The organism is Rhizobium cauense, assembly GCF_019511525.1.
GTDB lineage: Bacteria > Pseudomonadota > Alphaproteobacteria > Rhizobiales > Rhizobiaceae > Rhizobium > Rhizobium cauense.
On the sequence record NZ_JAEUAT010000001.1, the window covers coordinates 602,951 to 615,360 of the forward strand.

General features: G+C 61.6%; 12 protein-coding genes. 1 reads left to right on the forward strand and 11 read right to left on the reverse strand.

The features are described 5' to 3' along the window. Nucleotide 1: 1 nt before the first annotated feature. From JNB88_RS03025 to JNB88_RS03060, 8 genes are all read right to left on the reverse strand, one after another. Entirely contained in the window at nt 2–1,030 is a 1,029-nt protein-coding gene (locus JNB88_RS03025) for a trans-3-hydroxy-L-proline dehydratase (protein WP_220354231.1), read from the reverse strand. Nucleotides 1,031–1,039: 9 nt separating this feature from the next. Then, nucleotides 1,040–2,731 carry a cis-3-hydroxy-L-proline dehydratase gene (gene lhpI, locus JNB88_RS03030; RefSeq protein WP_220354232.1) on the reverse strand — a complete coding sequence of 564 codons (1,692 nt, stop codon included), beginning with the start codon at nt 2,729–2,731 and terminating at the stop codon, nt 1,040–1,042. Between the two features lie 87 nt (nt 2,732–2,818). Next, nucleotides 2,819–4,066, reverse strand: coding sequence for an NAD(P)/FAD-dependent oxidoreductase (locus tag JNB88_RS03035; protein ID WP_220354233.1), 1,248 nt, complete (start codon nt 4,064–4,066; stop codon nt 2,819–2,821). 7 nt (nt 4,067–4,073) lie between these two features. Further along, complete coding sequence (locus JNB88_RS03040; protein WP_220354234.1) at nt 4,074–4,796, reverse strand: amino acid ABC transporter ATP-binding protein; 723 nt, start codon at nt 4,794–4,796, stop codon at nt 4,074–4,076. Then, nucleotides 4,789–5,442, reverse strand: coding sequence for an amino acid ABC transporter permease (locus JNB88_RS03045; RefSeq protein WP_037131255.1), 654 nt, complete (start codon nt 5,440–5,442; stop codon nt 4,789–4,791). Before JNB88_RS03045 ends, JNB88_RS03040 begins: the two co-directional genes overlap by 8 nt. A gap of 10 nt (nt 5,443–5,452) precedes the next feature. Next, a complete protein-coding gene (locus tag JNB88_RS03050) occupies nt 5,453–6,118 on the reverse strand; it encodes an amino acid ABC transporter permease (protein ID WP_220354235.1) in 666 nt (221 codons plus the stop codon). 68 nt (nt 6,119–6,186) lie between these two features. After that, nucleotides 6,187–6,996: an ABC transporter substrate-binding protein gene (locus JNB88_RS03055; protein WP_220354236.1), complete on the reverse strand. Its 810-nt coding sequence runs from the start codon at nt 6,994–6,996 to the stop codon at nt 6,187–6,189. 182 nt (nt 6,997–7,178) lie between these two features. Continuing rightward, the gene (locus JNB88_RS03060) at nt 7,179–8,696 is read right to left on the reverse strand and encodes an aldehyde dehydrogenase (NADP(+)) (protein ID WP_220354237.1); all 1,518 of its coding nucleotides are present in this window, start codon (nt 8,694–8,696) and stop codon (nt 7,179–7,181) included. A 150-nt stretch (nt 8,697–8,846) separates the two neighbouring features. Between JNB88_RS03060 and JNB88_RS03065 the strand changes: the two genes are divergently transcribed. After that, on the forward strand, nt 8,847–9,884 hold the full coding sequence (locus JNB88_RS03065; RefSeq protein ID WP_220354238.1) for an Ldh family oxidoreductase: 1,038 nt from the start codon (nt 8,847–8,849) through the stop codon (nt 9,882–9,884). Nucleotides 9,885–9,957: 73 nt separating this feature from the next. Here JNB88_RS03065 and JNB88_RS03070 read toward each other — a convergent pair whose 3' ends face one another. The 3 genes from JNB88_RS03070 to JNB88_RS03080 all read right to left on the reverse strand — a co-directional run. Further along, nucleotides 9,958–10,920: a dihydrodipicolinate synthase family protein gene (locus JNB88_RS03070; RefSeq protein ID WP_220354239.1), complete on the reverse strand. Its 963-nt coding sequence runs from the start codon at nt 10,918–10,920 to the stop codon at nt 9,958–9,960. 126 nt (nt 10,921–11,046) lie between these two features. Next, nucleotides 11,047–11,751 carry a GntR family transcriptional regulator gene (locus JNB88_RS03075; protein ID WP_220354240.1) on the reverse strand — a complete coding sequence of 235 codons (705 nt, stop codon included), beginning with the start codon at nt 11,749–11,751 and terminating at the stop codon, nt 11,047–11,049. Between the two features lie 294 nt (nt 11,752–12,045). Further along, the coding region (locus JNB88_RS03080; RefSeq protein ID WP_220354241.1) for a hypothetical protein at nt 12,046–12,410 on the reverse strand (365 nt) is incomplete at its 5' end.

Genomic DNA, 12,410 nt, shown 5'->3' on the forward strand with positions numbered 1-12,410 from the left:
TTTAACGCGCCCCCCAGGTGTCGGTGAGCCGATAGCCTTCCGGCCAGGGGTCGGACGGATCGAGCATGTGCTGATGCGTGCCGGTAATCCAGGCACGGCCCGAAATCTCAGGCAGGACCGCCGGGCGATCGCCGACTGTCGTGGTGCCGAGAATGCGGCCGGAGAAGGTCGAACCGATCAGCGAGACCGCCGTCAAACGATCTTCGAGGTTCATCTGCCCACGCGCATGCAATACCGCCATGCGCGCCGAAAGTGCCGTTCCGGTCGGCGAACGATCGACCTTGCCAGGCTGAATGGCGACGGCCGCACCCGCGCGCAGACCTTCGGCGGTGCGCTCGACCGGACCTGCGAAGAGGCAGAAGGAAAAGTGCTTCCAATCCGGATTTTCTGGGTGGTGGAATCCGAGCGCAGCGTTGGCCGCGTTGGTGATGCGCACGCCGAGCTTTGCAATGTCATGCGCCTCATCGGGCGACAGGCCGAAGCCCATTGCGGCCGCATCGACGATGACGAAGCTGTCGCCGCCATAGGCCGTGTCGACGATCAAGGTGCCCAGGCCCTCAACTTCGAGCTTGGCATCCAGCCGTTCCGCAAAGCTCGGGAGGTTCTGCACGAAAATGCGCTCGGCCTTGCCGTTGCGGCATTCGGCGCGCACCCGAACGAGGCCACCGGGGGCCTCCAGGGTGATTTCAGTAATCGGCTCCTGCATCGGCAGGATGCCGCTGTCCAGCAACACCGTGGAGACGCAGATCGAGTTCGAGCCGGACATCGGCGGCGTGTCCTCAGGCTCCATGATGATGAAGGCGGCATCGGCATCCGGATGCTTCGGGGGCACCAGCAGATTGACGTGGCGGAAGACGCCGCCGCGCGGTTCGTTCAGCACGAAATTGCGCAGAGTGCCATCGCGGGCGATCCAGCGGCTCTGCTCCCAGATCGTTTCGCCGGGCGGCGGCGTCACGCCGCCGACGATGACATCTCCCACCTCGCCCTCGGCATGGGCGGAAACGACATGAATGGTCTTGGTACTGCGCATGATACCTCCTCAGGAAAGCCAGTTGGGGAGCCGCGGGGCGACGCGTCCGGTCAGAGCCGCTTCGACGCAATCAGCAAGGCTGCCGAAGCGAACGGCACGACCGGAGAGGCCTGGGCCATAATGGGCATACTTGCCGGAATTGGTTATGAGGGCGCGCGTCCGAGTCGGGAATAGCGGCTCGGAAATCGAACACCAGCAAAGATCTGGCAGGACCTGCACACCCGCATCCTCAAGCCTTCCAAGCAGGCCTTCATCGCGTGCATCGCCAATGACCTGACGGCCGGCCGTGACGATGACAGCGACATCGGCATGCCGGCGGCGCCCGGCCAGAACCTCAGCCAAAGCGCGACACTCAGACAAGGAGGCGTGCGGGCTACCGATTGCGACGAGTTCCACCTCCTCCGGACCGCCGTTCAAAACAGCCCAGGCCGCCGCCATGTCGGCGCGGGAGATCGATGCATGATCGGCATCGCCTCGCGCAGCGCCAACCGCTTCGGGTGTGACGCCTTCGACATGCAACATGGGTGCTGCGGACGTCGTGCCAAACGCAGCACAGAGCGCCTTGAGATCGTCCTGCGTCGGCCGTGCCGAACCAAGGCCGCGCAGAAGCGGTATGCGGTCCGGTGCCGCGCGACCGGCGAGATAGCCAATCAGTGGCCAGAAGGCATCATCGACGTGTTCCGGCAACTCCACATCGATGATCCGCCGGGCTTTCCGCTGCTCGTCGAGATAGACGCCGGAGAGTGGTGCTCGGCCGGTCAATGCGATGCATAGATCAAGAAAATCGGGGTGCTTTGCCGTTCTGGCTCCGAGAACGGTATTAGCGAAAATCACTGCATTCGATTCCGCCCAGGCGATGGATTCGCCTGCCTGAGGCGCGCTTTCGAGCAGGTATGGAGAGCAGGTGAAGGTCGGCCGACAGCCCATGCGGACGTAGGCATCGGCAAGCCGGGCCGCCGGGTCGCCGAAACTCGAGGGCACGCCTTGGGCCTGCCAGTTGGCGTGGTCGACGGAAATGGCGTTCATGGTTGTTGGTACGCAAACTTGCGCGCCCATATCAGCCATTTTTTCCGCGAAGGTAAGGTTCGCCGGGCTCGCATAGATGCAGCCGTCGATATGACCCTGAGTGACATCCACGAGGCCGAGCGCGCCCTGCTGCGCCGCCATCGCACAGATGATCCGCATGGCCTGCTGCACGGCAACGCCCTGTCGCCCATCAAGCATGGCGCGATCGGCATCCGTGAGATCAAGCGCAGTGGTTGCCGGAGGCGCAATGGCAATCTCCAATCCGTCGGCCACAACCGCCGTATCGCTGATAACAGCGGTCTTCGCCTGGGCGAGTGCTGCGAAGGCGTCCGATCCAAGCCGCAGTACGGGCAGCGGCTTTCCGAACATTTCAGATGCGATCAGCGCACCGAGCGTCAGGACATCTTCGGCTTCCGAAAAGACCAGGGCTGCCGGTGCGCGGCCTGTCAGCACGAGGTCGAGGAGAACGCCGGAGCCCGTGCAGGACCCGCGGCTCGACGGCATCATGAGGATGCCGCCTGTCAGACAAGTACCGTGAAGCGGGTGGTGCACGTCGATCACACTACCGGTGGCCGGATCAACCCCACCCCAGAAGCTTAGGGCTTCCTTCGTGGCGATAACCGGACCTTCGGCGGGGCCAGAGAGAATGCTGCGATCAAGTGCGGACTGTTTCATATCGGGCGAAGCCTCAGGAGAGAGATGGCGTTCACCAACGGGGGTCGCAACGAGCCAACGTCGCAGTTGACTCGTCTTTGGCCTCCGTCAGAATCTTTGGGGCGAGAAGGCAGCGATGTCGATCGCGGGCTTCTTGCCAGTCAGCAGATCAGCGACGATGCGAGCGGTGCCCGCCGACTGCGTCAGGCCGAGATGGCCGTGACCGAAAGCATAGATGACCCGCTGCGTGTCGCGAGCCCGGCCGATCGCGGGCAGGCTGTCCGGCAAGGACGGGCGGAACCCCATCCATTGCACGCCGCCCTGCGGCTTCAATCCGGGCAGGAAACTGCGAGCCTTCTCAAGCATCGATTCCGAGCGCCGGAAATTCGGTGGCAGTTTCAGCCCGCCGAGTTCGACAGCGCCGCCAACGCGAATACCCGTCGATAGCCGGGTAACGACGAAACCATGACCGCCGAAGGTGATCTGCGTGCGCAGGTCGAAAGCCTCTGGAGGAAGCGTGGTGTTGTAGCCTCTTTCCGTTTCGAGCGGAATGTTCTCGCCGATCGTGCGAGCGACCTGGTGGGAAAAGGCGCCTGCCGAAAGAACCACCTGTGCCGCACGTCGCGAAGCACCACCGCTCACGACATCAATGCCACCCTCGGTGGTACGCAGGGCCGTAACCTCGACGCGTTCGATTGTGCCGCCCATTCTGCGGAAATGATCTGCCAGCGCAAGCGTGTAGAGCTTGGGATCGGCGATCGAATACCAGCCCGGCGTGAAGGTGCCGTGCGTGAAACGGGGGGCGAGGCCGGGCTGGATCTCGGCGATCCCGGCCTTATCGAGGTGGTGAAATTCAACACCGTGCGCTTCGCGCGCCTTCCAGCCGGGAAGCGCGGCCTTCAATTCGGCCTCACCTTCATAGACCTGGAGATTGCCGTCCTTGCGCAGCATGGCTGCAGTGCCGGTCTGTTGCAGGAACGGCTCGAGCTCGTCCTTCGAAAGGTCCATCAGCGCGGTTTGCGCCGACGTCGAATGCGCAACTCGGCCCGGAGCACACGCCCGCCAGAACCGGAACATCCATGGTGCGATCTGCAGGGCATAGGCCGGGGGCACCGATAGCGGGCCGAGCGGGTCGAGCAGCCACTTCGGCGCCTTCTTCAGGATGCCGGGTGAGGCAAGCGGCAGGATGTCGGTGAAGGCGAAGGCACCGGCATTGCCTGCCGATGCTCCGGCAGCGGGACCTTCCCGGTCAAATACGACCACAGAAAGCCCTCTTGCCTGTGCTGCGATCGCTGCGGATAGTCCGACGACCCCCGCTCCGATCACGATGACATCAGGTTGATTTTGGTCGTTCATCGTGGCCTCAGTGGGTGGCAGCGAGAAAAGCCTGCAGCTCCGGATCCTTCGGCGCACCGAAGAGCTCTTCCGGCGGAGCAATCTCAGCCATCACGCCCTTGTGGAAGAAGGCGACACGGTCCGACACCTCACGCGCAAACTTCATTTCGTGTGTGACGCAGATCATCGTCATGCCTTCGGAGGCGAGCATGCGCAGAGTGTCCAGCACTTCGCCAACGAGCTGCGGGTCGAGCGCCGAGGTGACCTCGTCGAACAGCATATATTCCGGCGACATGGCGAGCGCGCGGGCAATCGCCATACGCTGCTGCTGGCCGCCGGACATGCGGTTCGGATAGACCTTCAGCTTCTCTCCAAGGCCGACATGGGTGAGCTGCTTTACAGCCATCGCTTCGGCTTCTGCCTTGGGAAGGCCGAGCACCTTTCTGGGCGCGAGCATGACGTTTTCCAGCACCGTCAGGTGCGGGAACGCATTCCACTGCTGGAAGACGATTCCGAGCTTGCGACGGAGCTTGTTGAGGTCGGTGGTTTTGGCATGCACGTCGGTTCCATCGACAACAATCCGGCCGCCGTCGATGCCTTCAAGACCGTTGATGCAGGTGAGCAGCGTCGACTTTCCCGAACCGGAGCCGCCAATGATGGTCAGCACCTCGCCCTTCGGGACAGTAAGGTTGATGCCCTTCAGGACCTCCAACGGGCCGAAGGATTTGCGGACGTTTTCAATCTCAATCATTGGGGGACCACCGTTTTTCGAGATACCCGCCAATCCGGGCGATGGGGAAGCTGATAATGAAGTAGACGGCGCCGCAGATCATCAGGATGAACAGCGGTTCCTGCAGCCGGGTCACGAGAATCTGCGACGCGCGTAGCAACTCGATCAGGCCGAGCCAGAGCACCAGTGCGGAATCCTTCATGACGCCGAGTGTAAGTCCGATCCAGGACGGCAGCGAAACGCGTGTCGCCAGCGGCGCTACAATATAGCGCATGTCCTGCCACCAGGTCATGCCGAGCGAGCGAGCCGCACGGCGCGTTGTTGGCGGCACCGAGGAAATGCCGCCGCGAACGATCTCCGTGCAATAGGCCGCCGTATAGAGCGACAGCACCACGCAGGACGTCGTGAACGGAGGCCAGCCAAGGCGCATGATCGACTGCAAGGCATTGCCGAGCACAAGCTGGATCAGCAAGGGCACCGAGCGGAATACATCGAGCACGAAGGTCAGCGGTGCGGACCAGTAGGGGCCAAGTTCAACCCGGATCATCCCGAAGAGGATGCCAAGGACAGTTCCAGCGGCGACTGAAACGGCGGTGACCGCAAGCGTCATCCCCGCGCCTTGCGCCAGGAAGGCCAGATCACTCCAGGTGAGGGCAGTATTGAACATCTCTCACCTCTCAGTAGCGGAACATGCGCCAGGCAAGCGCCCGGGCGGCAAGGGTCAGAACCTTGGCGATGACGTAGTAGATCACAGCAGCCAGGGCGAAGAATTCAAAGGTACGGAAGGAGCGTGCATTCAGCTCCTGCGTCACACCGGCAAGGTCGGTGTTCATGCCGACGGTTACGCCGAGCGAGGTCATCAAGACTGCCCAGACCATCTGGTTGGTCGCCGGCAGAAACGCCACGCGCAGCATCTGCGGCAGAACGATCAGGCGGAAGGCCTGCATCGAAGTCATGCCAAGCGAACGCCCGGCTCGTGTCTGCGTGTCGGGGATCGCCTTCAGTGCGCCACGGAAATTCTCTGCCAGGTAACCGGCGTTGTTGAAGGCAATGCCGACCAGCAGCGCGGTAAATGGCGTGAGGTGAATACCGAAGTTGCCGAGACCGAAGTGTGCCATGTAGATCTGGAAGAGCGCAGGCGTATTTCGCGCGATCTCGACCCAGGCAGTGGCAAAACCGCCAAGGATGCGGTTGCCGGACAGGCGGAACAAGGTCAACGCGATCGCGCATGCCAGTCCGATGACCATGGACAAGAGCGCAATCTGCAGCGTGACCAGCGCGCCGTCTAGCATTTGCGGCAATGCCTTGAGCGCCTGGTTCCAGTGGAAGGTGTAGTTGAACATGACCGTCTCACCTTTTCGAAAAGCTACGGCGCGAGGAGTAACCTCGCGCCGCGGGAGAACCGGTCAGATCAACGGTAGACGCCATTGACGGCCAGCGACGGCACTTCGCCACCGACCCACTTCTTGTAAAGTTCGTCGTAGCGGCCGGTGCGAACCTGCTGGTTGATGAACAGGTTCAGATAGTTGATGAGGCCGTATTCCTCGCGGTTGGTGAAGAGCGCGACGTAGTCGATATCGAACGGCGCCTTGCCGACCACTGCGATGCCCGGGAACTTGCCGGTCTTGACGTTGGCCTGAGCGACGGTCGAGGTCGAAACGGTGGCGTCAAGCTGGCCCTGGCTGAGTGCCAGGAACACGTCGGCCTGCGTCTGGTAAGGACGGAACTCACCGACACCCCAAGCCTTGACCTGCTGCTCGAGTGCAATCGCTTCATAGGTGCCGGCTGTTGCACCAACGACCTTGCCCTTCATGTCTTCGAAGGACTTTACGCCCGACTTCTCGTTGGCGGTGACGGCCATCTCGAAGGCGAAGTAGGGAACCGTCATGCCGACAGTCTTGGCGCGCTCGAGCGTGTCGGAGGTGGAGGCGACACCGACATCGACGCGACCCGACATCAGCGCCGGAATACGCTCAGGGAACGGGGTCTCAATGATCTCAGCGGTTACGCCGAGCGCCTTGGCGAGATCGTTGCAGTAATCCACGTCGAAGCCGATGGGATTGTTGTTCTCATCGCGCGAACCCATCGGGGGGAAGTCCAGCACAACAGCGCAGCGCAGCGTGCCCGAACCGATAATGTCGTCCAGCTTGTCGGCCTTGGCCGGGCTGGTCAAAAGGGTGGCGGCGGCCAGAAGGCCGAAGGCGAGGACCGAGGATTTCATCTTTTTTCTCTCCCAGAGTGGATTTGTCCGTAGACGGCGAGGCGCACTATTCCTCGTTGGAGCGCGCAAATCAATGCTAAAATACATCAAGTATGCAAAAAGTATAAGACGACCGTCATTCATGTCGACAAAAAGGGCGGCCAAGTAGTGACCGCCCTTTGCTTTTCTACCTGCCGCTGAAATCAGCCGAGGAAATCTTCCGGCAGGAGATCTTCCGACATGTTCTGGTACGAAACCGGACGCAAGAAGCGCCGGATTGACATCGTGCCGACGCTGGTTGCTCCGAAGTTGGTTGAAGCGGGATAGGGTCCGCCGTGAACCATGGAATCGACCACTTCAACCCCGGTCGGGAATCCATTCACCAGCACGCGTCCAGCCTTGCGCTCCAATACCGGGCGCAGACGGCGTGCGTCGGCAATGTCGCCAGCATCCATGTGGATGGTCACCGTCAACTGACCCTCGAAGCCACGAGCAAGCTGCTCCATCTCGTCGATCGTCTTCACCCGCACGACAAGGCCGAGCGGTCCGAAGACCTCTTCGCCAAGGGCGTGATCGGCGAGGAATTGTTCGCCTGTTGTTTCGAACAGGTTGGGAGCGGCCGAACGGCCCGAAGACTCGCTGGTGAACAGCGACTTGACCGTATTGCGGGTGGCGAAGCGCGCCTGGCCATCCTGATAGGCCTTCGCAATGCCATCGGTCAGCATGGTCTGCGGTGCCACCTTGCCCAACGCTTCGACTGTCGCGGCCACGAAGCGATCCGCGTCAGCGCCTTCGGTCACTACGGCAATGCCGGGATTGGTGCAGAACTGGCCGGCACCCATCGTGAGCGAACCTGCCCAACCCTGGCCCAGCGTTTCGCCGCGAGCCTTCAACGCTTCCGGCAACAGGAACATCGGATTGACAGAACCGAGTTCGCCGAAGAACGGGATCGGCTCTGGCCGTGCCGCGCATAGGTTGAAGAGTGCGCGACCACCGGCAAGCGAACCGGTGAAGCCGACAGCCTTGATCCGCGGATGCTGCACGAGCGCATGACCGACATCACGGTTGCCGCCCTGGATCAGGGAGAAGACGCCCGGATGTACGCCTGTCTTGCGAATGGCCGCTTCGATAGCCTGCGCAACAATTTCGCCGGTGCCCGGATGCGCCGAGTGGCCCTTGACCACGACAGGGCAACCCGCAGCCAGTGCCGCTGCGGTGTCGCCGCCGGCAGTCGAGAAGGCCAACGGGAAGTTGGAGGCGCCGAAAACGGCAACGGCGCCAACCGGACGCTGAATGAGCCGGATTTCCGGCCGTGGCGCAGGTTGACGGTCGGGCAATGCCCCATCCAGTCGGCGGTCGAGATATTCGCCCTTTTCAATGTGCTCGGCGAAGAGACGCAACTGGCCGGTCGTACGACCGCGCTCACCTTGCAGGCGAGCCGGAGGCAGACCCGTTTCCTGGCTACCTATCTCCGTGATCGCTTCGGCACGAGCCTCGATCTCATCGGCGATGGCACGCAGGAATGCTGCCCGTTCGGCACGGGTGGAGTAGCCGTAGCTCCAGAAGGCATCTTCGGCTGCCTCGCAAGCGCGGTTCACCAGATCAACGGTGCCGACGGCGAATTGATGCACTGGACCATTAGCCGGCGCGGATGCAAAAGTACCCGCTCCGTCGAGCCATTCGCCCGCGATGAGGTGTTTTCCATTGGGAGTGAAGACCATCTGCGATTCCTTTCTTGAGAGCCCGTGGTGCTTTACGCGAAAATCCATCCAAAGGCGAATTGCGCATGTCGGATCTTTGTATACTCTATGTATTTATAACATCAACACTCGATCGCCTTCGGCGACCGGGCCATTCACGAGAGACACGAGATGAGCGACAACACCACCCTGACCGTACCGGCCCTGCAGGAGCGGGTCGATGCGATTTTCCGCAAGGCTGGCCTCAACGAGATCCAGGCCGGCGCACTCGCTCGCGTGATCGTCGCCGGAGAGCGGGACGCCTGCAAATCGCACGGCATCTACCGGATCGAGGGTGCGTTGCGGACCGTCAAGGCGGGCAAGGTGAACCCGGACGCCGTGCCGGAACTTCTGCTGCAGGAGGGGTCGGCCATCGTCAAGGTCAACGCCAAGGGCGGCTTTGCCAATCCGGCCTTCGAGCTCGGTCTGCCGGCCCTTGCTGAACGCGCCCGCACCTGCGGCCTGGCGGCACTCGTCATCAATGATTGCACGCATTTCTCTGCACTCTGGCCGGAAGCGGAAGCGCTGACCGAACAGGGGCTTGCCGGCCTGGTCATGTGCCCGAGCTACGCAACCGTTGCGCCGACCGGCGGCAACAAGCCGCTGCTTGGCACCAACCCGTTCGCCTTTGCCTGGCCGCGCGTCGGCCAGCCGCCTTACGTCTTCGATTTCGCCACCTCGGTTGCGGCGCGTGGAGAAATCGAACTGCACCGTCGGGCCGGAAAGTCGCTGCCCGAGGGCTGGGCGATCGATGCCGACGGCAACCCGACGACAGATCCGGAAGTTGCGCTTGCCGGCGCCATGCTGCCGTTCGGCGGACATAAGGGTTCCGCGATCGGTACGATGATTGAGCTGCTCGCCGGCATCATGATCGGCGACCTGACGAGCCCCGAGGTGCTTGATTATCTCGGTACGACGACGCTTGCTCCCTTCCACGGCGAATTGATCATCGCCTTCTCGCCGGAAGCCTTCGCCGCCGGCCGGCCGGGCAACCCTTTTGCGCGTGCAGAGATGCTGTTCGAGGCGATCGTCGGCCAGGGTGCCCGTCTTCCCTCGCAGCGCCGCTATGTGGCCCGCGCGAAATCGCAGGCCGACGGCATCACGCTGACAGATGCAGAAATCAAGCAGCTCGAGCGGTTGTTGGCGCGCGGTCTGGAGGCGGTGGCCTGAGCCATCACCTGAGACGCCGGAAATGCAAAAAGGCCCTCCAGTGGAGGGCCTTCGATTTAAGGGGCCTTGGAAATCAGGCTTTGTACTTCGCTACCGCGCCGGGGAGCTTGCTCCACTCGGCGTACCAGTTGTTGAAGAGCTTGAACTGAGATTCGACGTAGCCGCGCTGGCTGTCCGTCAGGACGTCGCTTTCGTTGAAGTGGAGTGTGTACTCCTTGTCGCCCTTCAGCACCATCATGTGCTTAAAGAACAGAACGAGGTCTGGGCCTTCGTCGAACGAGGAGAGAACGGCAAGTGCCTGCTCGAGCTCCAGTGCCCGCTGGCGGGCATCGGCATCGCCCTCTGCTGCAGCCTGCGCGAGGTTGCAAAGGTGCAGCACTTCCTTCGGCAGCACGTTGCCGATGCCGGTGATGGCACCGGTCGCGCCGCAGTTTACGAAACCGTGGAAGACCGCTGTATCGACGCCGATCATCAGCGAAACACCGTCATCGCGGCTGGTGATGTTTTCGGCCGCATAGCGCATGTCGGCTGCGCCGCCGAATTCCTTGAAGCCAACGAGGTTCTTATGCTCGGCACGCAACGCGAAGAAGAGGTCCGCGCGGGTGGCGAAGCCATAGTAAGGGCTGTTGTAGATGACCGCAGGAAGATCCGGAGCGGCCGAAAGGATTGCCTTGAAGTGCGCCTTCTGGGCGGCGATCACCGAGCCGCGCGACAGGACGCGCGGGATGACCATGAGGCCCTGGGCGCCGACTTTCTGGGCGTGAGCGGCATGCGCGACCGCAGAAGCGCTGTTGACGGCACCGGTGCCGACGATGACCGGGATGCCAGCCTTCACCAGACGCTCGACGCCTTCCATGCGCTGCGCATCGGACAGAAGCGGCCAGTCACCCATCGAGCCGCAGTAAACGACAGCCGACATTCCCTGAGCAATCAGCTCCTGCCCTTTGCGAACGAGGGCGTCGAAGTCGGGGGTACGATCCGGCTTGCAGGGGGTCATCAGGGCGGGAATCACGCCAGAGAAAATCTTGGCCTTCATATCAATCTCCTTTCGGCCGTTCGATCGGTCGGCCGGCACAAATGTGCAGGCCTCGCTCTTTCATAGGCTACATATCAATTTGTATTTTATTTGTCGACAAGAAAAACACAGGATTTGTTGGCGTTCTCACAGGGCGATGTCGATCCCGACATCGCGGCTGAAAAGTTTCTGTACCTGAGCAACGATCTGCTCGGCGTGAGCCTTGCCCAGACGATCGGCCGCCTCGATGTCGCGGGCCTCGATCGCTGCGATGATTTCCGCGTGCTCATCGACGAAGCGCTGTGGGAACTGCTCGTCGTAGGACCGGTAGTAAAGTCGGAGGATGCGTCTGCCTTCATCGAGCAATCGACGGAACAGGCTTGTGAAGTAGGGATTGCGTCCCGCGTCGGCGATGGCTGCGTGGAAGGCCGCATTGGTCGAGATCATCCTCAATGCATCTCTCGTCTGCACGGCCGCTGCATAGTCCTCATGGAAGCCGCGAATGATTGTCAAGTCTTCCGGGCGATAGTTTCGCGCAGCAAGTCGCGTTGTCACGCGGTACATCAGGACCAAGGCGTCGAAGAAAGTATTGAGATTCAAGAAGTCGATATTCGATACCATGGTCGAGCGGTTCGGGAGCGTTTCGATCAGCCCCTCGCCCGCCAGCCGAACCAATGCCTCGCGGATCGGCGTGCGCGACATCTTGAAGCGCTCCGCGAGTTGCACCTCGTCGATCGGACTGCCGGGCGGCAAAACCAGATCGAGAATCTCGTCGCGCAAAAGGTCATAGACCATCTTGACGCCGGAGCCACGTTTCCGTTCGGGAACAGAGTTAGTATCGATATCAGTCATCCAGGAATCCTCTTGTCGACAAAAGGAATACTTTTTCTCGTTGCCGGGAGCAATAGCGCTAGCAACCTCGGCGCGTGCAAGGTGAAATTCTCTCGAGCGGCAATACACTGGTAAACGCAAGCGATGGTGGACGGTCTTCCCTCGGTACTTGGCGGTGTCGCTAGGCGCGGAAGCGCAGCCAATTTAACTGCGTGCGGGGCACCAATTTGAAACGTCAAACGCCAGCGGCCTTATGATCGGGCCGCTGGCGTTTGACTCTATGAAGACGGAGCGACCGAAGTCGCTCCATTCGGGTCATACCTCGTGGTAGGCGGCAAGAACGGCTTCCACCAGAGGAGAGTTCATCGCCTGTATCTGCGATGTGGTGAATGACTCCACCTGCGCCTGAGTTAGACCGGCAATGTCGTCTGTTGCCAATCCATTGATTGCTTTCACGTTGATCGCGGCAATATCTTCATTCGAAAACTTTGCCAGATCCTCCGTCTCCATGGCAGCAATCTGTGCCGCACTGAACGCTGCGGTCTGCTGCGAGGTGAAGCCTTCGACCTGATCGGCCGTCAGGGCGCTGATCTGGTCAGCCGTGAGGCCGGCAACGGCCTTGGTGCTGAGAGCGGCGATCTTCGTGGCGTCGAGTGCGGCCAGCTGGTCGTTGGTCAGAG